The 21,343-nt window shown below is 64.7% G+C and carries 18 protein-coding genes and 1 tRNA gene; 9 read left to right on the forward strand and 10 right to left on the reverse strand.

Annotated features, from left to right (window positions below):
- Positions 1–16 precede the first annotated feature (16 nt).
- Positions 17–2,158 (forward strand): TonB-dependent receptor, encoded by a 2,142-nt coding sequence (locus Q9Q79_RS12810; RefSeq protein WP_049460727.1) that lies wholly within the window; start codon positions 17–19, stop codon positions 2,156–2,158.
- A gap of 469 nt (positions 2,159–2,627) precedes the next feature.
- Here the strand turns inward: Q9Q79_RS12810 and Q9Q79_RS12815 are convergent, their stop codons facing one another.
- From Q9Q79_RS12815 to Q9Q79_RS12825, 3 genes are all read right to left on the reverse strand, one after another.
- Entirely contained in the window at positions 2,628–3,950 is a 1,323-nt protein-coding gene (locus Q9Q79_RS12815; RefSeq protein WP_049407067.1) for an XVIPCD domain-containing protein, read from the reverse strand.
- 22 nt (positions 3,951–3,972) lie between these two features.
- Entirely contained in the window at positions 3,973–4,836 is an 864-nt protein-coding gene (locus Q9Q79_RS12820; RefSeq protein ID WP_201862279.1) for a hypothetical protein, read from the reverse strand.
- 151 nt (positions 4,837–4,987) lie between these two features.
- A complete protein-coding gene (locus Q9Q79_RS12825; RefSeq protein WP_005410145.1) occupies positions 4,988–5,335 on the reverse strand; it encodes a helix-turn-helix domain-containing protein in 348 nt (115 codons plus the stop codon).
- A gap of 101 nt (positions 5,336–5,436) precedes the next feature.
- Here Q9Q79_RS12825 and Q9Q79_RS12830 point away from each other — a divergent pair, with 101 nt between their 5' ends.
- Together Q9Q79_RS12830 and Q9Q79_RS12835 are read left to right on the forward strand one after the other, a co-directional pair.
- On the forward strand, positions 5,437–6,426 hold the full coding sequence (locus tag Q9Q79_RS12830; protein WP_024956405.1) for an MDR family oxidoreductase: 990 nt from the start codon (positions 5,437–5,439) through the stop codon (positions 6,424–6,426).
- Between the two features lie 146 nt (positions 6,427–6,572).
- Positions 6,573–6,893: a hypothetical protein gene (locus Q9Q79_RS12835; protein ID WP_049449063.1), complete on the forward strand. Its 321-nt coding sequence runs from the start codon at positions 6,573–6,575 to the stop codon at positions 6,891–6,893.
- 88 nt (positions 6,894–6,981) lie between these two features.
- Here Q9Q79_RS12835 and Q9Q79_RS12840 read toward each other — a convergent pair whose 3' ends face one another.
- Positions 6,982–7,374 (reverse strand): ankyrin repeat domain-containing protein, encoded by a 393-nt coding sequence (locus Q9Q79_RS12840; protein ID WP_032967218.1) that lies wholly within the window; start codon positions 7,372–7,374, stop codon positions 6,982–6,984.
- Between the two features lie 298 nt (positions 7,375–7,672).
- Between Q9Q79_RS12840 and Q9Q79_RS12845 the strand changes: the two genes are divergently transcribed.
- Positions 7,673–10,420 carry a UvrD-helicase domain-containing protein gene (locus tag Q9Q79_RS12845; RefSeq protein ID WP_201862295.1) on the forward strand — a complete coding sequence of 916 codons (2,748 nt, stop codon included), beginning with the start codon at positions 7,673–7,675 and terminating at the stop codon, positions 10,418–10,420.
- A gap of 95 nt (positions 10,421–10,515) precedes the next feature.
- Here Q9Q79_RS12845 and Q9Q79_RS12850 read toward each other — a convergent pair.
- A tRNA-Ser gene (locus Q9Q79_RS12850) sits at positions 10,516–10,605 on the reverse strand.
- Between the two features lie 150 nt (positions 10,606–10,755).
- Between Q9Q79_RS12850 and Q9Q79_RS12855 the strand changes: the two genes are divergently transcribed.
- Positions 10,756–12,102: a hypothetical protein gene (locus Q9Q79_RS12855; RefSeq protein ID WP_099527314.1), complete on the forward strand. Its 1,347-nt coding sequence runs from the start codon at positions 10,756–10,758 to the stop codon at positions 12,100–12,102.
- A 72-nt stretch (positions 12,103–12,174) separates the two neighbouring features.
- On the opposite strand, the gene Q9Q79_RS12860 is transcribed toward Q9Q79_RS12855, so the two are convergent.
- On the reverse strand, positions 12,175–13,167 hold the full coding sequence (locus Q9Q79_RS12860) for a LysR family transcriptional regulator (protein WP_005410175.1): 993 nt from the start codon (positions 13,165–13,167) through the stop codon (positions 12,175–12,177).
- 127 nt (positions 13,168–13,294) lie between these two features.
- Between Q9Q79_RS12860 and Q9Q79_RS12865 the strand changes: the two genes are divergently transcribed.
- Together Q9Q79_RS12865 and Q9Q79_RS12870 are read left to right on the forward strand one after the other, a co-directional pair.
- Positions 13,295–13,882: an NAD(P)H-dependent oxidoreductase gene (locus Q9Q79_RS12865; protein ID WP_024956390.1), complete on the forward strand. Its 588-nt coding sequence runs from the start codon at positions 13,295–13,297 to the stop codon at positions 13,880–13,882.
- A gap of 186 nt (positions 13,883–14,068) precedes the next feature.
- On the forward strand, positions 14,069–14,419 hold the full coding sequence (locus Q9Q79_RS12870) for a ligand-binding protein SH3 (protein WP_099527313.1): 351 nt from the start codon (positions 14,069–14,071) through the stop codon (positions 14,417–14,419).
- Positions 14,420–14,577: 158 nt separating this feature from the next.
- Here Q9Q79_RS12870 and serS read toward each other — a convergent pair whose 3' ends face one another.
- Positions 14,578–15,858, reverse strand: coding sequence for a serine--tRNA ligase (gene serS, locus Q9Q79_RS12875; protein WP_005410178.1), 1,281 nt, complete (start codon positions 15,856–15,858; stop codon positions 14,578–14,580).
- 113 nt (positions 15,859–15,971) lie between these two features.
- On the opposite strand from serS, the gene Q9Q79_RS12880 reads away from it, so the two are divergent.
- The gene (locus tag Q9Q79_RS12880) at positions 15,972–16,610 is read left to right on the forward strand and encodes an energy transducer TonB (protein WP_033835298.1); all 639 of its coding nucleotides are present in this window, start codon (positions 15,972–15,974) and stop codon (positions 16,608–16,610) included.
- Between the two features lie 119 nt (positions 16,611–16,729).
- On the forward strand, positions 16,730–17,302 hold the full coding sequence (locus tag Q9Q79_RS12885; protein ID WP_012480716.1) for an energy transducer TonB: 573 nt from the start codon (positions 16,730–16,732) through the stop codon (positions 17,300–17,302).
- A gap of 250 nt (positions 17,303–17,552) precedes the next feature.
- On the opposite strand, the gene aroA is transcribed toward Q9Q79_RS12885, so the two are convergent.
- The 3 genes from aroA to serC all read right to left on the reverse strand — a co-directional run bounded on the left by aroA (position 17,553) and on the right by serC (position 21,279).
- A complete protein-coding gene (gene aroA / locus Q9Q79_RS12890) occupies positions 17,553–18,860 on the reverse strand; it encodes a 3-phosphoshikimate 1-carboxyvinyltransferase (protein WP_012480718.1) in 1,308 nt (435 codons plus the stop codon).
- A gap of 76 nt (positions 18,861–18,936) precedes the next feature.
- Complete coding sequence (pheA, locus tag Q9Q79_RS12895) at positions 18,937–20,142, reverse strand: prephenate dehydratase (RefSeq protein WP_099527311.1); 1,206 nt, start codon at positions 20,140–20,142, stop codon at positions 18,937–18,939.
- A gap of 51 nt (positions 20,143–20,193) precedes the next feature.
- The gene (gene serC, locus Q9Q79_RS12900) at positions 20,194–21,279 is read right to left on the reverse strand and encodes a 3-phosphoserine/phosphohydroxythreonine transaminase (protein ID WP_201862278.1); all 1,086 of its coding nucleotides are present in this window, start codon (positions 21,277–21,279) and stop codon (positions 20,194–20,196) included.
- Positions 21,280–21,343: the final 64 nt, after the last annotated feature.

The raw sequence follows: 21,343 nt of genomic DNA on the forward strand, positions 1-21,343 counted from the left end.
ACATGACCCTCCCCCAATGCCCCTTTCCACGCCCCTGCAGCGCAGCCTCTGCCTGGCACTGACCCTGCCCCTGGCCGCCCTTGCCCATGCTGCCGAGCCCTCGACGACCACGCCCAAGGACCTGGACAAGGTCGAGGTTCGCGGACGTGCACAGACGCTGTATCGGGTAGACGATGCTGCGGTCGGTACCCGCACGGATACACCCCTGGAGCTGGTCCCACAGTCGATCCAGGTCATCCCGCGTGAACTGATCGACGACCAGGCCGCGCGCCAGGTGACCGACCTCTATCGCAGCATCAGCGGCATCAGCTATTTCAGCTATGCCGGGGTGACCCTGCGCGGCTTCCGCCAGGAGAACGTGCTGTATGACGGCCTGCGCGGCGACCCGTACGCAGGATTTTCGGTGCCGCAGCTGTTCAACATCGAGCGCGTGGAAGTGCTGAAGGGGCCGGCAGGCGCACTGTATGGCGGGGGTGATGCGGGCGGTGTCATCAACTACGTGACCCGCAAGCCGAAAGCCAGCGACGAACGCCGCATCGAGGTCCAGCTCGGCGACAAGGACTTCCGTGCCGGATCGATCGAGGGTACCGGGCCGTTGAATGCCGCCGGCAGCGTACGCTATCGCGCCGGGCTCTATGCCGACAGTGAACAGGGCGTGCGCTGGAACACCGACAGCGAGAGCGTGATCGGCGACGCCTCGCTGGCCTTCGACGTTGGCCAGACCGGCGAGCTGGTGCTGCAGTTCACCGACATCACCCAGAACCTTGGCGGCAACCGCCTGCGTGGCGTGCCGGTCAACGATGCAGGCACGTTCCTGACCGACCGCCGCTGGAACCACAACGAGGCCAGCGACTTCCTCGACATGCGCGCCAAAGTGGCGCTGGCGCAGTACCGTTTCGCGCCGAGCGACACTCTGGACCTGGACTTCGCCGCCCGCTGGTTCAGCAACAACGAACACCAGATGTACCACGAGCCGATGGGCCTGATCGATCGTGACCGCGATGGCGTGGCCGAGTGGATGACCCGCCAGCTGCGCAACCAGATACGCGACAACGAAGCATTCACTGCCAACGGCAATGCCGTCTGGCGGGTGGCCACCGGCACGGTTGAGCACAAGGTGCTGTTCGGCGCCGATGTGTACCAGCTGGATGCGGATTTCACCGCACAGACCGCGAACAGCGCTGACCTTGCGCGTGGCGCCGGGCCGGTGCGCGGCATCGACCTGTTCAATCCCGTGTACGGCGCCAGTACCTGGCACGACTACAACCTGGCGGCCCTGCCCTGGCGCAGCACATCCACCCGCAGCAAGCGCCATGGCGGCTACCTGCAGGACGAACTGGTACTGGGCCCGCGCTGGCATTTGCTGGCCGGGGTGCGCTGGGATGGCTTCAAGGATGAGGATCGCATCACTGGCAACAGTGTGGATGGCAACGATCTCAGCTGGCGGCTGGGCAGCACGTTCACCGTGCGCGAGGGCCTGAACGTCTACGCCAACGTCGCCAGTGGTTTCGTGCCGCAGAGTGCCGCCAACCAGAACCCGGCCGCTGGCGGACCGTTCGATGCCGAGCGCAGCAAGCAGTGGGAAGTAGGCATGAAGTCGCTGCTGGCCGACCGTGTGGCCTTGAACATGGCGGCCTACCGGATCGACCGCAGCAACATCGTGCAGGCCACCGGCGAGGTGATCGGTGGCGTGAACCAGTTGGCCGCGCTGGGCCTGGTACGCAGCACCGGCATGGAGCTTGACCTGCTGGCCGACCTCAGCGAGCGCTGGGTGCTGAATCTGACGTACGCATACAACGATGCGCGGGTGAAGGACGCCGGCCCGAATGGCATCACCAACGCCTCAGGCGACCGATTCGCCAATGCGCCGCGCAACAAGCTGGGGTTGTGGACGCGTTATGACCTGCCGGCGATCAACTCCGCCATCGGTTTTGGCGCGGATCACGTCGGCGAACGCGTCAGCCTGGATGGGCAGACCGTCAAGGCCTACACCGTGTTCGACATGAGCTGGAAGACCACGTGGAGGCAGTGGCAGTTCCAGGCCAACGTCAAGAACCTGTTCGACAAAGTGTATGCGGCCAGTGGCTTCATTGAACGCAACGGGCATTTCCCCGGCGATCCACGGCGGGTGTATGTGCAGGCGGCCTACAGCTTCTGACCGGAAGCACGTGTAGCGCTGATCCACTGCCGGCAAGCAGATCGTTGCCTGGCACTGATCCACGCGTGTCCGAAACCGTCGGCACTTCCAGTCACTTGTGCACGATCTCCTCCGCCTGTAGCGTTGCCGTTGCCCAAGGAGGGCTATCAACGGAGTGAAGCATGAAGATTGGATTCAAGCTGTCTGTTGCTATTGCGGCTGCTGCACTGACCTTGGGAATCGGCAGTGCCTCCGCGCAGTCCCGCTGTACCCCTTGCTACACCGCGTATGACGCGTGCTTGGCGGCGGGTAATGGCGAGAAAGTCTGTTACCCGGCGTTTGCTCGTTGCCTGCGGAACAGCGGCTGCACCATCCCGTAAGCCACGCACTGCCGTGATGCGTGCCGGCCCCCATTTCGGGGGCTGGCATTGGCTGGCAGGCGCTGCGCCTTACTACTGAAAAGGTTCCATACGCGACTGGCGGTGTGATTTCATCCCATCCGCATCGCATGGTTCTCGCGCGCCTGCACATCAATTTCCTGCTGGCGTTGCGCGGCAGTCTGCTGGCGATCCAGGTCGACCGCTTTCATCTGCTGCAACGACTGCGCAACCGGCGTCTGTACTGCTATATCCGTGGGCATTGAAGCGCGCAGGTGGGCGGGGTCGGTCATCTCGCCCTGCACCACGAACACGTTCCGCCCTGCGGGAGCGTCGGCCGTCTGGGCGCTCAGCAGCACGTGATCGGCGCGTTCAAGCTGGTTGCGGCGGGCCAAGGCCATCACGCTCGCCACAAGACGCTCGCTGTTCTCATCGTGGGTACGTCCCGCGCTGGCATCGATCGCGGCCACGCCTTCGCGCACCTGCTGCAGCAATGTGTACTCACGGTGGCCAGGACCAATGTCGGCCAGACGGGTCGGCGCCTGTGAGGGATCCGCCACGTCGTCCACGGCTGCGGTAAGCGGGCTGCGGGTAATGGTCCGATATGGGTCGTCCGGGTGGAACTGGGTTCGCTTCTCCAGGCGCTCCAGACGAACCTCGCGCGCGTCGTTGAGTTCGGCGATACGTGAGGGATCGGTGATCTCGCGCAGCGACATGTGACCGCCGCCCGCACTGATGCTGGCCCATTTCCTGTCCGCCTCGAAGTACATCGCGTAGTAGCTGTTGCCACCGATGACGTTCGGATCGACCGCCGAGCGCCCTTCCAGGGCCTGGGTGGCTTCCAGCACGCTCAACCGGGTGAGGTACTGGCCGCCTTTCGTCCATCCCATCTGGCTGATGGCATCGACGCTGGTGTTGCCTACACGCGGGCCTCCGGCGTAGTCATTGTTGAGCATGTTGGTCCAGATCTGTTCCAGCTTCGCGGGGCCGCTCTTCTGCTCAGCCGCCTGCAGCAACACGCGCGGCGTCCAGCAGTTGGGATCGAGTTCATGCCGTTCAAATGCACGGTCGTGAGCCAGCATTACATCCTTGCCGGGAAGATTCAGTGCCAGGTCTGGGCGGCCCTGCTCCATCCAGTACAGGCGTCGCTCCAGGTCCTGGCGCAGAAGCGTCTGCCCAAACATCTCCCATTGGCGCTCGCTCAGCTGCGCATCGGGAAAGCCGGAGCCCTTGCCCTCCTGATCACGGGCGTAATCCTGCGCGTAGCTGTTTGCAACGCGGCCTGGCAGGCTGTCGTTGCGAACAACACCCAGCGCAAGCGTGCCATAGCCATCCGCATCTGGCAGCTGCGACAGATAGTTCCAGTACAACTCGCGGTTTCCGGCCTTGGCATAGCTGGCCAGAATCTTGAGATTCTCTTGCGTCAATCCACTCATAGCCTGCTCCTGAGTGCATTCACTACCGGACGCGGGAGCGCGCGAGAACATCCCGCACCGCATCTTCCATCCGCTTCCAGTCCGCCAGGAAGGCCCGCTTGTAGTTCAGCGAGATGGAAAGCTTGTTCTCCACATCCGAGAAATAGTGGAAGCACCCCGCGGCGGCTTGTCCTTGCTCACTGATGACCTGATCGCCCTGCAGGCGAACGCCATCCCCCCGGAACGCCGTGCTTTCGCATTTGATGAATGTGGCCAGGCCGCCGTTGGGAGCGCGCGCGATGTACCAGTCATCTTCAAAGGCAGGATTGCGCGTGGGCGGTTTTCCATAGCGTGCTTCGTATTCCTTCGAGAAAACCCCCATCCTCGTTTCATCGATGGCGTAAGGCGTCAGACCCATGACGTCGGGCCGCGCAATGCGCAGATCGAGCCGATCCCGAGGATCCCCTCGCTCCACCGATCCTTCCTCGGTGGATGCCTGGTTAGAGGACAATCGCTCCAATGATGTTTCGATTGGCGCGCGATCGATGTAATCGATCGCCACAGCAATCTCCTTCCGGAAATCATTCGTACGCGGATTCGCCCGCGCACCCGGCGCCGTCGGCTTCATGTCCGGCCACTCGATGACCAGCGTCACGCCCTCGCCCGGCCACGGTGCGATCTGGCTGTCCAGGTAGTTGGCTGGAATGCGGAAGGTATTCGGCCCGAGCTTCACGTCCACGGGTGCATCGGTATAGGTGTGGCCGTTGATCGTGCGGCCGGTCTGGGTTGCGCCGGACATGGCGGGATTCCTTTCGTGTTCGTTGGACGGTGGCCGCGCACAGGCGCCGGCACTCACTGCAACGGCAAGTGCAAGCGTCAGACACCGGCTGGGGGGCATCACGTGCATGGGCATTCCATTGCAGGGTTCCAGCGCCACTATAGGCAACCGGGCGTCCACGGAACAGGAACCGCATCGCAGCCCTTCATGAAACCAGGCTGCGCGCCACATACGCTGCCTGCAGTACTGCGGATACTGCTTCGGCACTCCACTCCAGGTATCAGCCGTTGCTGTCCGTGCCTTTATGGCCGCGATAGGTTTCACCCCACTCGCGCATGGCAAGCAGCACCGGCACCAACGTGCGACCGAATTCGGAAAGCTCGTACTCCACCTTCGGCGGCACTTCCGGGTACACGTGGCGGATCACCACCCCGTCAGCCTCCAGTTCCCGCAGCTGGCTGGTCAGCATGGACTGGGTGGCGTTGGGCACACGCCGGGTCAGCTCCATGAAACGTCGCTTGCCTGTCATCAGGTGAAACAGAATGATCGGCTTCCACACGCCGCCCATCACCGACAGCGTGACTTCCACCGCGCAACCGCTCTTGCCATCCCAACGCCTGCTACGCATGCATACTCCGGAAAACCATAGTACCTACGGAAATTCATCGTTCTTGTTGCGATAACGGTGCGAGCCTAGCATGGCCCCATTCCTTGAATGTGAGGCCCAGCATGACGTTCAAAGCACTGCTCACCCGCAAGACGAACAACCAGGTTTCGACCGAGCTGGTCGATTTTGATGAAGCCGATCTGATGGACGGCGACGTTCTGGTGGACGTCGAGTACTCCACGCTGAACTACAAGGATGCGCTCGCCCTGACCGGCAAGAGTCCGGTCATCCGGACGTTCCCGCTCATTCCCGGCATCGATCTGGCAGGTGTGGTGCTGGAATCCAGTAGAGCCGACTTCCAGCCAGGCGACCGCGTTGTGCTCAATGGCTGGGACCTGAGCATGGGACATCACGGCGGGCTGGCCCAGCGCGCGCGCGTGCGGGGCGAATGGCTCAACCGGATTCCCGGCAACTTCAGCACCCGCGACGCCATGGCCATCGGTACCGCAGGCTATACCGCCATGCTGTGCGTACTGGCCCTCGAACATGCGGGGCTGACGCCCGAAAAGGGCGATGTGCTGGTGACCGGCGCCAACGGTGGCGTCGGTTCGATCGCGGTGGCGATCCTCTCAAAGCTGGGCTATCGCGTGGTGGCTGCCACTGGGCGACCTGAACACGCCGAGTATCTGCACAGCCTGGGTGCCGCCGAGATCATCGACCGCGCGCGGCTTTCAGAACCGCGCGAGCGGCCGGTGAGCGCCGAACGCTGGGCCGGGGTGGTGGATGTGGCCGGTGGCCCTACCCTCGTCAACGCCATTGCCGAGACGAAATACCGAGGCGCCGTGGCCGCCTGCGGGCTGGCGCAGAGTGATGAGCTGCATGGCTCGGTGCTGCCCTTCATTCTCCGCAACGTGACGCTTGCCGGTGTGGATTCGGTGAATGCGCCGCAGGACATCCGACAGCGCGCGTGGGACCGGCTTGCCACCGACCTGGATCCGCAGAAGCTCGAAAGTACCGTGCAGTTGATCGGGCTTGCCGAGGTGCTGGACGTCTACGACCAGATCATCCCGGGCAAGGTGCGTGGGCGGATTGTGGTGAATGTGAATGCGTGAGGAGATAGTCTGGATCAACTGCATCTGATGCAGCTTCCATGCTGCGGCGAATGGTGAACATGCAGTGAAACGACGCGGGCGGTGGTGTCCCCAAGCCACTGCCGCTCGCATACGCTCGGGTTCCCATCGCTGCCTGGACACCCGACATGCCAATGACCGCGTTCGCACTTGCCGCTGCGCTTTCGGGCCTGCCCGACATCACCTGGGAGCGCGAGCGCGCCGAGGATGCGCACCAGCTCATGCTGTGCCAGATCCATCGCGATGCGCTGAAGCAGAACGAGGGCAAGGACGATGCCTATCCGCGTGCCAAAGCGGTCTGCGACCTGCTGGCACGCGAGTACAAGGACAAGTGGGATTTCGATGCGCAGGATGCCCTGGCCGCTTCGGCGGTGGATCTGGACGAGCTGATCCGACGCGGTGATGTGGTGGAAGTACCGCCGACGAAGCAGGAGCGCGCCTACGAGTGATGGTACGCGATCCTAGCGCCGTGATCTTCTCGGCCTGCCCCAGGTTGCGGAGCCACGAGCGCGCCTCAGCACCCACACCTCGCCCACCTCAAACCGCCCCCGGCAGCTCGCTCTCGATCTGCTCAACCAACTGATTGAAGACGGGTCTCATCTTCATGATATCCAGCACCGAATCGCCCACTTCATCCAGGATCATGGGGTCCGCACCACAGGAGAGAAGGTAGACAACGGCCTCGAGGCTTTCACTAATCACGGCGTTCGCCATCGGGGTCAATCCAATATCCCCGAGTACGTCGATATTGGTGACGAACGGCATCAACTCTTTGAGTAGATCCACGTCGTTATTGAACGCCGCTATATGCAGCGGCGTATCGTCGTCGATCCCATGGCTTTCCGGACTGGTCAACTCGCAGCCTTCGAAGGTGTGGCACTCATCGAACCTTGCCAGCAACCTCTTTAATTCCGGATCCACTGCATTCATCGGGGCATTCCCTCCCAAGCCATTCTCCAAGCACTGCTTCCACTTAACATGCAGTGAGCCGCCGGATCGTGGCACACCATTGCACAGGTGCATAGTGGCACGTACGGAGCCCGCATCCGGGACGCACGCGATAAACGCGACACCCCGCGACTCCACCGACCACTTCCTGCGCACGCGAAGCCCGTACCGAGGTCAATCCGCGAGCTGACGACCACAGGCGGCTTCCAAGCCCCTTATCATGTGGGCTTAGGGGCTCAATAAGCCCTATTGACGCTTGCAAGGCAGTATCTGGATGTCTATGGAATGGCGCCCTTCGGGCTGGGGCCGACGCTTGACCCGTTCGCCCCATTGGTCGCTGCGGCTTGATGGCGAGTACGTTGAACTCAGTGTCTCCGGCCAGCAGTACCGGCTGCGCGTGGATGATGATCAGCAGGTGCAAGTCCATCGAGGGGTCTTCTGGTCACGGGTCGAACTGCAGACCGGCGATGCTGCCGGGCTGTGCGTGGACGGGCTCCCCAACGGACCAGCGTCCCGGCTTGCGGGGGCCCTGCAGCACCTGCTCTTTGCGCGAACCACGCGTGGACGCAAGGCCCTGTTCGACACGATTCTGGAGCAGATCCAGTCCTGGTTGAGCGACGCGGATGCCCTCATCGATCGTGGCAGTGCCGGCCGCCGCTGGATCACCCATGAGCAGCAGCAGGCGCTGCTGGCGAAGCGCTCAGACCTGCCCCTGCAGCCGCCTGAGCTGGAGCAGCTGTTCCGCGATGATGACGTGCATGAAGATCTGCATGCGGACAGCCATCGCGCAGCGCTGGACGCCCTGCGCGACTGGAACCTGGATTGGCCCGCTGCCTGGGCCGAAGCCAATGAGGCCATGACCCTGCGCGAGCTGGTGTTGGCCAAGGGCTTCCTGGGCCGTGTCGAGAGCAAGCCGCTGACCGAGGAACAGGCCCGCGCCGTCATCTGCTTCGACAATCGGGTGCAGGTCGTGGCCGCGGCCGGCTCCGGCAAGACCTCCACGATGGTCGCCAAGGCCGCTTATGCCATTGACCGCGGCTTTGTCGAGCCCGAACGCATCGTGATGCTCGCCTTCAACAAGGATGCTGCCAAGGAACTGGAGGAGCGTGCGCAGCGAACCTTCGATCGACTCGGCATGGGCAACACCGTGGTTGAGGCCCGGACCTTCCACGCCCTGGGCCTGGCCATCATCGCCAAGGCCACCGGCCGCAAGCCCGACATCCCCGAATGGGCCATTGACGCCACGCTGGGCTTCAACAAGCTGGCCGAACTGGTGGACGACCTGAAGGATCGCTCGATCCACTTCCGCACCCAGTGGGACATGTTCCGCCTGGTGTTCGGGCGCGACCTGCCGGCATTCGGCGCGGAAATGGAGGCCGATGGCTACGAACGCGATGGCACGCCCTACATCCGCACCCTGCAGGGTGAGCGGGTGAAGAGCCTGGAAGAATGCGTGATCGCCGACTGGCTGTTCTACAACGGCGTGACGTACGACTACGAGCGACGCTACGAGTTCGATACTGCGACGGACACCCACTGCCAGTATCGCCCCAACTTCTATTACCCGCACGCCGGGCTGTATCACGAGCACTTCTCGCTGGATGCGGATGGCCAGGCGCCAGAGCAGCTTCCCGACTACGCCGAAGGTATGCATTGGAAGCGTCAACAGCATGCGGCACGAGGCACCGCCCTTGTTGAAACCACCTCGTTTGGTCTGCGCAGTGGATACGCCCTGCGGGATATGGCCGAGAGGCTTGGCGAGTCCGGTGTCGAACTCGACCCCAACCCCGACCGCGAGCTGCCCGAGCAGGGCGCAAAGCCCATGCCGGACGCGGGCCTGATCGGGCTGATGCGCACCTTCATTGCCCATGCCAAGAGCAACTGCCTGACGCTGGACGATATGGCGGAGCGCCTGCGACAGATGCCCGAAGACCAGTTCAAGGAACGGCATCGGCGCTTCCTGGAAATCGCCAGCCCTGTTTTCCAGGCCTGGGACAACGCACTGGCTGACGAGCACGGCATCGATTTCGAAGACATGCTCAACATGGCGGCCGGACTGCTGGAACAGGGCCGCTATGAATCGCCCTACGAACTGGTGATGGCCGACGAATTCCAGGATGCCTCGCGCGCCCGCGCCCGGCTCTGCCGTGCCCTGGTCAGCCGCCCCGGCCGCTATCTGTTTGCGGTGGGCGATGACTGGCAATCGATCAATCGTTTCGCCGGCGCCGACGTTTCGGTGATGACCGGATTCCGCGAATGGATGGGGCATGGCCAGGTGCTGAAACTGGAGCAGACATTCCGCTGCCCGCAGGCGCTCTGCGATGCGTCCAGCCGCTTCATCAGCCGGAATCCAGCGCAGATTGCCAAGGCGGTTCGTTCTGCCGCACCGGCAATGGGGCCAGTGCTGCAAGCGTTCCAGATGAATCGTCGCGAGGAGCTGCAGGATGGCGTTCGCCAGTACCTTGCGAAGCTGCATCAGCAGTTGCTGTCCGGGGCGGTGCCGCAAGGGCGCAAGGGACGCGTGACGGTCTTCATCCTGGGCCGCTACCGCGCGGACCGCAGCGCGATGCCTTCGGATTGGAAGACAGTCTTCGGCAGCACGATGGACGTGGAGTTCCTCACGGCCCACCGGTCAAAGGGACGCGAGGCGGACTATGTGATCCTGCCAGGCATGGTCAACCGCAGCTTCCCGAGCCTGCGCGCCGATGACCCGGTCCTTTCCCTGGCAATGCCGGAGGGTGATACCTACCCGCTGAGCGAAGAGCGGCGGTTGTTCTATGTGGCGCTGACGCGTGCGCGACGCTCGGTGGCCATGTTCACCCTACAGGGGAAGCGTTCGCCGTTCCTGGACGAGCTGGTGAAGGACGGCGCAGTGGAAGTGACCGCGATTTCAGGCGCGGCCATCCACGAAGAGCGCTGTCCGGTGTGCAAGGTCGGCGTGTTCGTGGACCGCAATGGGCCGCATGGGGCGTTCCGGTCGTGCTCCAGTTACCCGTTGTGCCAAAACAAGCCGAAGGTTGGGCGTTAGGAATGGGCCCGTGGAATCTCTTGCAACCCGCTGTGCGGGCGTTCAAGTGGACCTTGTCCGAAATGCAAAACGCCCCTTCCGGGGCGTTCGCGTTATGGCGGAGAGAGTGGGATTCGAACCCACGGAAGGTTTAACCCTTCGCCGGTTTTCAAGACCGGTGCCTTAAACCGCTCGGCCATCTCTCCGCATCGGCCCAGCCTGCTGGCCGGGCACGCATTCTCGCACGGCCGGGCGATTTGCCCAAGACCCCTACGCCACGTCCATCTGCAACTAATCCGATAGCCTTCCCACGCCCCGGCTGGCTAGAGTGACCAATTCCCTCTAGTTCCACCCGCATGGACAACTCCAGCCTCCTGAACATACGCCCGGGCATGCCTTCAGGCGCCTTGGCCCAACTTCTGGGCGCCCGATGGAAGGAGCCGGATGAACAAGGTCATCTGACTTGCCTGAGCAAGGACGTCTTCGTTCGACTGGATAGCGATCGAGTCATTGGATACGTCATTTTCGCCTGTTCAATGCCCAAGACGGTGCTGGTCGAGGGCCTGCGTACGGGCATGGCCATCGGCGACGCTCTCGCCAACACTCCTCGTCTCGCTGTACTGCCGGAAGAGCCAGAGGACGCATGCGAGGGATGGGCGACCTACGGCTTCATCACGGATGACGGATTGCAGGTGGCCGCGAACGTGAACACGCGGGACAACACGGTAAAGAGCATTCGTCTAGAGAACCCGAACGCCACCTACTGTGAGCCTGCATCGCCCATATTCGATCCGACGTTGACCAAGGCCTTTGACATAGCGCTTGGCCCCCAGCGCGTGCTCCCCAAAGCAGGCCGGGGCAGCGAATGGGCCGGAGGCTGGACGCTGGGCCTTCCTCCAGGCATCACCGCTGAACAATGGCCTTTGAGTTCCAGCAACGGGCACCCGCTGCGGCACGCCTTTACGCTGCACCTGCCCTCGGAGTACCGAACCAAGGGAAATGAGCTGGTTGCTCTCTCCCTGTTCGTCGACGATCAGCAGGAGGAGCTCTGCACCGTCGAGGAAATCGCGAAGTACTTCGCCTCTCCCCTTTCCACAACCCCGCCAGAGGGTAGCGACCTGCTTCCCTTCTGGCAGCATCGCCAGGCCAAGCATGCGCACAGCCACAGCATGGAAGACATCCTTGGAACGCAATTCTGCGCCATCTGGCTTACCCAGCAGGAGTTTGATGGCGAGCTGAGCCTGCCGCCCAAGCTGAATTCAGCCCTGCTGGATGCCCCTCCGAGCTGGATCGGGCAGGACTACGCGAGCTATTTCTACGAGCGATGGCTGTACACCAGGAACGGAAATGCCGTCATCCCGGGCGCAGGAATCGGAGGCGTCTCCAGCGAGGCCGTTGCATTGCCGGTCAGCACAGGCATCCGCGCTGACGATCCCAACGTTGGGAGGTCACCGCGGGAGCGGGAAAGCGAATGCGCCATCAGTGGATACATCGAAGCATTCAGCGAGCGCGGTGAGGAACTGAACCTGAGTCGCTGGGATTCCATTGCTCACCTCGGCGGAACGATGCAGCCCCAGCAGGGCTACCCTGAGTTCGGCCCCTACTACCTCGAATTCGAGGAGGGTTTTGGCGGCTTCAATTTCGGTGGCGGCAACGCACAGTTGGATCTGCAGCAGATGAAGATCGACTGGGCGTGCGGATGACACCGTCGCATTGAAGCAAAAAGCCCCGGAACGTCGCCGGGGCTTTTCTTCACGGAAGCGGTGCAGCAGCCCTCAGCCCGCGTCCACCGCCAACGCGCCCAGCGCACTGGCCTTGATCCGCTCCTTGGCCTTTTCACAGGCGCCACCGCAATCCAGGCGCGAGGCTTCCAGCTGCGGCGGCAGGTGCTCGGCCAGGAAGTCGATGAACACGCGTACCGCCGGCAGCAGGCCGCGGCGCGAGGCGAACACGGCGTGGCATACGCCCTGCGGCAGCGACCAGTCCGGCAGCACTACTTCCAGCTCGCCGTTGCGCACGGCGTCGGCGCACACGGTTTCCGGCAGCATGGTGATGCCGAAACCGTCCTTCACCATGCTCTGCAGCAACGGGAAGTCGAAGCCGGCCACGCGCGGCTGCAGGTCGACCCGGCGCACTTCGCCTTCCGGCCCGTGCAGCTCCCAGCGTTGGCGGGCTTCGTCTTCGCTGATGCTGAGGGTGACGTGCTGGGTCAGCTCTTCCGGGTCCTTGGGGCGACCGGCGCGGTCCAGGTACTTCGGGCTGGCCACCAGCAATTCCTGCACCTGGCCGAAGCTGCGCATCACCAGGCTGCCGTCATCGTCCAAGCGCGAACGCACGCGCAGGGCCACGTCGTAGCCTTCATTGATGATGTCCACGCGGCGGTTGCTGATGTTCAGCTGCAGGCGCACCTTCGGGTACTGCTCAAGGAACTTGGGCAGCAGCTTGGGCAGCTGCATCTGCGCCAGCGACACCGGCACGCTGGCGCGGACCACGCCGCGCGGTTCCGCGCTGAGCCGGTCCACCACTTCGCGCGCGGCCTGGGCCTCGGCCAGCATCGTCTGCGCATGGCGGTGCACGCTGGTGCCGACATCGGTGACCGCGAAACGGCGCGTGGAGCGCTGCAGCAGGCGCACGCCCAGGTCGGTTTCCAGCTGGCTGATGCGGCGGCTCAGTCGCGACTTGGGGATACCCAAGGCGCGCTCGGCGGCGGCGAATCCGCCGTGGTCGACCACCATCGCGAAGTAGTACAGATCATTCAGGTCATGCATGCCCGAGTTCCATATCTAGAACAATACGTGGCATTCAATCACCTTTATCCCGCCTTTGCAACAACCTATCGTTCTCTCCGTCGGCGGGGCCACCCCGCCCCTTCCCTCCAGAACATAGGTGACTGCCATGAAGCTTCTGCATCTCGACGCCAGCGTGCTTGGCGACAATTCCGTCTCGCGCCAGCTGTCGGCCGCCGTGGTCGCCCGCTTCACGGGCCAGATCGATGGCCTGCAGGTCGATTATCGCGATCTTGACGCCAATCCGGTACCGCATCTGCGCAGCAGCTCGCTGGCCAAGACCGATGCCGCCGAGGCGACCGATGCTGAACAGGTGATGCAGCAGTTCCTGGAGGCTGACATCGTGGTGATCGGCGCGCCGATGTACAACTTCAGCATTCCTTCCACGCTGAAGGCCTGGATCGACCGCGTGGCCGTGGCCGGCCGCACCTTCAAGTACACCGAGAACGGCCCGGTGGGCCTGGCCGGTGGCAAGCGGGTGATCATCGCCAGCAGCCGCGGCGGCATCTACACCGACTCGCCGGCCGACTTCCAGGAGCCGTTCCTGCGCCAGGTGTTCGCCTTCATGGGCGTCAACGAGGTCGAGTTCGTGCGCGCCGAGGGCATCGCCTACTCGCCGCAGCACCGCGAAGACGCGATTGCCGGTGCACTGGCAGCCCTGCCGTCGCACGAAGTGGTCGAAGCCGTCGCTGCATAAGCGTTCCAGCGTTCGGCGCCGCTCTCTCCTCGTCGAGGCGCTGAACGCGGGCCGTGGATCCCCTCCCCCATCCCGGCCCACCCTGGCGGCCCCGCTTTGCGGGGCCGTTTTTTTTGCATCAGTAGATCCACGCCATGCGTGGATCGGTGCCATGCGCGGCGCTCACCAGCACGTTAGGCTGGGGCCATGAACTACATCGTGACCACTGCGCACCGCAGCGAATTTCCGCACCCGATCACCCTGCGCCGCGGCCAGGCGCTGGTAGTGGGCGAACGCCATGAAGGCCCGGAGGGCTGGGATGACTGGTTCCTGTGCGAGGCCGAGGGGCAGCACCCCGGTTTCGTGCCGGCGCCGGTGATCGGTCGCGACGCGCAGGGTGGCGCGTTTGCCACGGAGGACTACTGCGCGCGGGAACTGGATGTGGATCCCGGGCAGCTGCTGCGTGGGCAGCGCACGCTCAATGGCTGGGCGTGGTGCGTGCCGGAGGCCGGCGACCCGGGATGGGTGCCGTTGGAGAAGTTGCGCGCTGTGGAGTGATCACGGCGGTTCATCCACGCACGGCGTGGATCTGCTGGGGCATCGGTGAAATCATGCCGAGCGCCTGCAACATCCTCCAGTAGATCCACGCCATGCGTGGATTCGGTGCCATGCAAGCATGGCACCCACCGGAGCCGCAGCACCGCCCGATCAGGGAATCAGGCGATGGTTTCCAGTCCGCCCATGTACGGCCGCAGGGCTTCCGGCACGGTGATGCTGCCGTCGGCGTTCTGGTAGTTCTCCATCACCGCGATCATCGCGCGGCCGACGGCCACGCCCGAGCCGTTCAGGGTATGCGCCAGTTCCGGCTTGCCGGTGGCCGGGTTGCGCCAGCGCGCCTGCATGCGGCGGGCCTGGAAATCACCACAGTTCGAGCACGAGGAGATCTCGCGGTAGGTCTCCTGCGACGGCAGCCAGACTTCCAGGTCGTAGGTCTTCACCGCAGAGAAGCCCATGTCGCCGGTGCACAGCAGCACCTTGCGGTACGGCAGGCCCAGCTTTTCCAGCACCACTTCGGCGCAGCGGGTCATGCGCTGGTGTTCGGCATCGCTGTCTTCCGGGCGGCTGATCGAGACCAGCTCGACCTTCTCGAACTGGTGCTGGCGGATCATGCCGCGCACGTCGCGACCACCGCTGCCGGCCTCGGCACGGAAGCACATCGAGTGGGCGGTCATGCGCAACGGCAGGCGTTCGGCGTCGACGATCTCGTCGCGCACGATGTTGGTCAGCGGCACTTCCGAGGTCGGGATCAGGTAGCGCGTGGAATCGCCCACGGCCGTCTTGAACAGGTCGTCCTCGAACTTCGGCAGCTGGCTGGTGCCGCGCAGCGAATCGGCGTTGACCAGCAGCGGCACGTTGGTTTCCTCATAGCCGTGCTCGCCAGTGTGCAGGTCGACCATGAACTGGGCCAGCGCACGGTGCAGGCGCGCGATCGGGCCGCGCAGCACGGTGAAGCGCGAGCCGGACAGCTTGGCCGCGGTCTCGCCGTCCAGCCAGCCGTTGCGGGCGCCCAGTTCGACGTGGTCGAGCACCTTGAAATCGAACTGGCGCGGGGTTCCCCAGCGCGACTGCTCGACGTTGTCGTTCTCGTCGGCACCGGCCGGCACGTCATCGGCCGGCAGGTTCGGGATGCCCATCGAGATCGCTTCGATCTTCTCGCGCAGCTCGTCCAGCGCCACTTCCGAGGCCTTCAGCTCGTCGGCGAAGGCTGCGACCTCGGCCATGATGGCCGAGACGTCCTCGCCCTTGGCCTTGGCCTGGCCGATGGCCTTGGAACGGCTGTTGCGCAGGCTCTGCAACTCCTGGGTCCGCACCTGGATGCGCTTGCGATCAGCCTCCAGGGACTCCAGGGCAGACACGTCGAGCTCGAAGCCGCGGCTGGTGCGCAGGCGTTCGGCGAGGTCGGCGGGCTGGTGGCGGAGCAGGGCTGGATCAAGCATGGCAGGTGTCGTGGTGGGTATCAGGGATGGGATTATCGCTTGTTATACGGATTTCTGCCGCCCGGTTCATTCCCGCCGTGGCAGAATCGAGCCATTCCGTACTGGTCCGGTCCATGTCTGCACCCCGCTCGTCGTCCGCCAAGTCGTTCACTGTGCATATCCCGCGCAACGCCCTGAAGATCGCCGGCATCGCCTTCGGCGTGGGCGTACTGCTGTTCGTGCTGGTCTGGCTGACCGGCCGCGACAAGGAGTTCTTCCGCGCCGATCCGGCTGCCCAGACCCCGCAGGAAACCGCCCAGATCGAGCCCCTGCCGGAACCGCTGGCCGCTGCCGCCGGTTCCAGCGACATGCCCGATGCCAAGCCGGCACCGGTGGAGGAAGAAGCGCCGAAGCTGGTGGAAACGGCCCCGCCGCCGCCCGCGCCCATGGCTGAAGCGGCCCCGGCTGCACCGGGCCCTGCGCCGGCGGCCACCGGCAACAGCCAGCCGATGCCGATTGCCGGACAGTCGCCGCCACCGTCCTATCCCGCCGCCGCCCTGCGCGCCGGTGAAACCGGTACGGTGGTGGTACGCGTGGACGTGGACGCCACCGGCTATCCGAACAACGCCACGGTGATCCAGCGCAGCGGTTCACGCGAGCTCGACCGTGCCGCCACCGACGCTGTGCGCCGCTGGCGCTTCACTCCGGCGCAAAGCAACGGCCAGGCCGTACCCGGCAGCATTGAAGTGCCGTTCGACTTCAAGACGCAGTAACTGAACACTTCCCGGCAGGCAAACTGAACCCTGCCGGTGGCGTTGACGCAACGCTGACACTTCCCGTCCGTGGCTCGGGCAACACTGCCCACGTCGTCCATTGACGGAAGGAGTTTGCGATGACCGCCACCACCCACGAAGACCTTCATTCGCCGCAGCTGCCGCACGATTCAAGCGCGCAGCACAGGCCCACGTCGCCCTGGATGTGGATCGCGCTGATCGTGGCGATGTTTGCCGGCGCCCTGCTCTGGCTGCGTCATTCGAACCAGGAAGACGTGGCACCGGCGCCGGTCGGTGAGCGCATGCTGCCGGCCCCTGAGCAGCCCGCGGTGACGGATGCAGCGGCCCCTGCCGCGCGCCAGGCAACCCCGGCTACTGCTTCGCGGAAGGCCGCGCCGGCAGTGCGCAATCGTGAAGCCCGCCCGCTGGCCAGCAACCGCATGCCCACCTACCCCGCCGCCGCGCTGCGTAGCGGCGTGCAGGGCAGCGTGATCGCCAGCCTGAATGTCGATACCCGCGGCAATGTTGCCAGCGCTGCGATCGTCTCGCGCAGCGGCGAGCGCAGTCGCGATCTGGATCGTGCGGTGCTCAATACCGTGCAGAACTGGAAGTTCCAGCCGGCGGTGCATGACGGCCGCGCAGTAGCAAGCGTAGTGCGGGTCCCGGTGGATTTCCGTACCGAGCAGCGTTGATCGCGGACGAGGGGTTCGTGATGTTTAGACGGAGGCTCCGGCCTCCGTCCTTTTATGCGGGAAAGCGTGCCAACCAAGGTTGGCACCTACCGGGAGATGTGTGCGTGCCAACCAAGGTTGGCACCTACCGGGAGATGTGTGCGTGCCAACCAAGGTTGGCACCTACCGGGAGATGTGAGCATGCCAACCAAGGTTGGCACCTGCCGGGCATTGCGATCCGCCGGGCATGACCCGGCGGATGCAGTGACGATCAGGCCAGGTTGAATCCGGCGCTGCGGGCCAGGCCGTCGAAGTCCGGGAAGGACGTGGCGACGTTGGCGATATCGTTGATGCGCACTTCGCCGTCACTGATCTGGCCGGCAATGGCGAACGCCATGGCGATGCGGTGGTCGCCGTGGCTTTCGATGGTGCCGCTGCCCAGGCGCACGCCACCATGCAGGGTGGCGCCATCTTCGGTTTCGTCCACCTGCATGCCGAGCGCGCGCAGGCCGGTGGCCATCGCTGCGAGACGATCGGATTCCTTCACCCGCAGCTCGGCGGCACCGCTCACCACGGTCTGGCCTTCGGCGGCGGCGGCGGCCACGAACAGCGCGGGGAACTCGTCGATCATGTCCGGCACCAGTGCTTCCGGAATGCGTGCACCCTTCAGCGGGGCGTAGCGCACCACCAGGTCCGCCACCGGTTCACCGCCCTGCTCGGCCGGGTTCTCTTCGGTGATATCCGCGCCCATCAGGCGCAGCGCATGCAACAGACCGGTGCGGCGCGGGTTCAGGCCGACCTGTTTCAGGCGCAGCTCGGAGCCCGGAATGATGCTGGCAGCCACCAGATAGAACGCCGCAGACGAGAAGTCGGCCGGCACCACGATATCCGTGGCACGAAGGCGTTGGCCGCCGCGCAGGCGCGCCTTGCCCGGCGAGAATTCGATGTCCACGCCGAACGCGGACAGCATGCGTTCGGTGTAGTCGCGGGTCGGGTGCGGCTCGACAACGCTGGTTTCGCCCTGTGCGTACAGGCCTGCCAGCAACACCGCCGACTTGATCTGCGCGCTGGCCACCGGCGAGGCGAAGTCGATGCCATGCAGCGTCTGGCCGCCATGCACGTGCAGCGGCGGCGTGCCGTCATCCTGGGTGTCGATCTTCGCGCCCATCTGCGACAGCGGGCCGGTGACGCGGCGCATCGGTCGGCCCGACAGCGACTCGTCGCCGATCAGCGTGCAGTCGAACGCCTGGCCCGCCAGCAACCCGGCCAGCAGGCGCATGCCGGTACCGGCATTGCCGCAGTCCAGCGGTGCGCTGGGTGCCTGCAGACCGTCGATGCCGACGCCGTGCACGATGCGCTGCGACGGGCTGGGGGTTTCGATGCGCACGCCCAGCTGGCTGAAGATGCGCGCGGTAGCGCGGGTATCTTCGCCTTCCAGGAAACCTTCGATATGCGAGGTGCCATCGGCCAGCGCGGCGAACATCACCGAGCGGTGCGAGACCGACTTGTCGCCGGGAATGGTCAGGCTGCCCTGCAGCGGCTGGCCCTTGCGGGCGATCCAGTGTTGCGCGTTGCTCATCGTTCGATCATTCCGTAAACGCCGGCAGCGCCGGCGATGCATCAGGGAGCGGCGGCCAGGGCCGCCGCAGCAGCACTCAGGGCACGGCCACCGGGTAGGAGCCCAGCACCTTGATCTGTGCCGAGTGCGCTTCCAGTTCGGCCAGTGCGGCCTGCATCGGCGCGTCGTCGATGTGGCCGGCCAGGTCGATGAAGAAGCCGTACTCCCACTTGCCGTGGTGCGACGGCCGCGACTCGATGCGGTTCATGCTGATGCCGTGGCGGGCGAACGGGCTGAGCACGTCGAACAGCGCACCGGGCTTGTCATGGATGAACACCAGCACCGAGGTGCGGTCGTGGCCGGAGGTCGGGAAGATGTTGCGGCCCACCACCAGGAAGCGGGTGGTGTTGTCGGCATCGTTCTGGATCGGCTTGGTGACCACCTTCTTCAGGCCGTACACGTGGCCGGCACTCTCGCCGCCGATGGCCGCCGCGTCGTCGGCGTTGCGCGCACGGCGCGCACCTTCGGCGTTGCTGGATACCGGAATCTTCTCGGCCTTCGGCAGGTTGGCGCGCAGCCACGCCGAGGTCTGCATGAACGACTGCGGGTGTGCGTAGATGCGCTCGATGTCCTCGATGCGGCCGCTGCGCGACATCAGGTACTGCTGCACGCGCAGTTCCACTTCGCCACAGATCTTCAGGTTGGAGGTCAGGAACATGTCCAGAGTGATCTGGATGGTGCCCTGCCCCGAATTCTCCACCGGCACCACGCCGAAATCGGCGTTGCCCGCTTCCACTTCCTGGAACACTTCCTCGATGCTGGCCATCGGCAGGCCCAGCGCGGAGCGGCCGAAGTGCTTGAGCACCGCCTGCTGGCTGAAGGTGCCTTCCGGGCCGAGGTAGCCGATCTTCAGCGGCTCCTGCTGGGCCAGGCAGGCCGACATGATCTCGCGGTAGACGTGCACCAGCAGCTCATCGCTGAGCGGGCCTTCGTTGCGATCCACCACCATCCGCAGCACCTGCGCTTCGCGCTCGGGGCGGTAGTAGTCGACGGCAGCGGCCAGCTTGCCCTTGGCCTTGCCGACCTGGTGGGCGAAACGTGCGCGCTCGGCGATCAGGCTCTGGATGTCGCGGTCGATCTGGTCGATCTTCGAGCGCACATCGGCCAGCGCCAGCGGCGCCAGGGTGGGCGCCGGGTTCGACGAAGCCTTGGACGTGCTCTTGCCCTTGGCCTTGGTGGAGGCGCTGCCCTTGGCCGGTTCGGCCTTCTTCGGCACCTTCTTGCTGGATTTGCTGCTTGCCATCGGAATTCCCTGTTGCGGGGCACGCACCCGACGGTGCGCGCCGTTCATTGCTCAGCCGTGACGCTGCTGGAAATCGGCCATGAAGGCGACCAGCGCCTCGGCCCCGGCCAGCGGCATGGCGTTGTACAGCGAAGCCCGGATGCCGCCGACCACCTTGTGGCCCTTCAGCGCCAGCAGGCCAGCGGCCCTGGCTTCGGCGACGAAGCGGGCGTCAAGCTCGGCATCGGGCAGGAAGAACGGAATGTTCATGCGCGAACGGGCCGCATGTGCGACTTCATTGCGGTAGAAGCCGCCGGAGCCGTCGATGGCACCGTACACCAGCGCGGCCTTGGCGGCGTTGCGCTTGGCGAATTCGGTCACGCCGCCCTCGGCCAGCATCCACTTGAACACCAAGCCGGCCAGATACCAGTTCCAGGTCGGCGGGGTGTTGAGCATCGAATCGCGGGCGACGTGCGAGCGGTAATCGAAGATGTCCGCGCGCGGCTGGCCACTGCGCTCGAGCAGGTCGCGGCGGATGATCATCACCGCGATGCCGACGGGCCCGAGGTTCTTCTGCGCGCCGGCGTAGATCACACCGTAGCGGCGCACGTCCAGCGGCTCGCTGGCGATGGACGAGCTGAAGTCAGCGATCAGCGGAACGTTGCCGGTGTCGGGCACATCACGGAACTCGACGCCGTGGATGGTCTCGTTGACGGTGATGTGCACGTAGGCGGCATCGCGCGACAGCTGCCAGTCGGCACGCGCTGGCAGTTCGCGGTAGCCGTGGGCCTCGCTGCTGGCGGCGATGTTGACGTCGACGTAGACACCGGCCTGCTTGACCGCGGTCTTGCCCCAGTGGCCACTGACCACGTAATCGGCACGCTGGCCCGGGGCGGCGAAGTTGAGCGGGATCAGCGCCTGCTGGGTGGTGGCGCCACCGGACAGAAACAGCACCGCATAGTCGTCGGGGATGTCGAGCAGGCGACGCAGGTCGGCCTCGGCTTCGGCAGCCACGGACATGAATTCCGCGCCGCGATGGCTCATTTCCACGATCGAAGCGCCGGACCCGTGCCAGTCCAGCATTTCCGCCTGCGCCTGGCGCAGGACCGATTCCGGCAAGGTCGCAGGGCCGGCACTGAAGTTGAACGCGCGCGTCATGTCACACCTGTGGGGCAAGACCCCTAGTATGCCGCAGTGCACCAGCCTTGCGGCCTTGTGGCGC

This window comes from Stenotrophomonas sp. a6 (assembly GCF_030913325.1).
In the GTDB taxonomy this organism is placed as follows: domain Bacteria; phylum Pseudomonadota; class Gammaproteobacteria; order Xanthomonadales; family Xanthomonadaceae; genus Stenotrophomonas; species Stenotrophomonas maltophilia.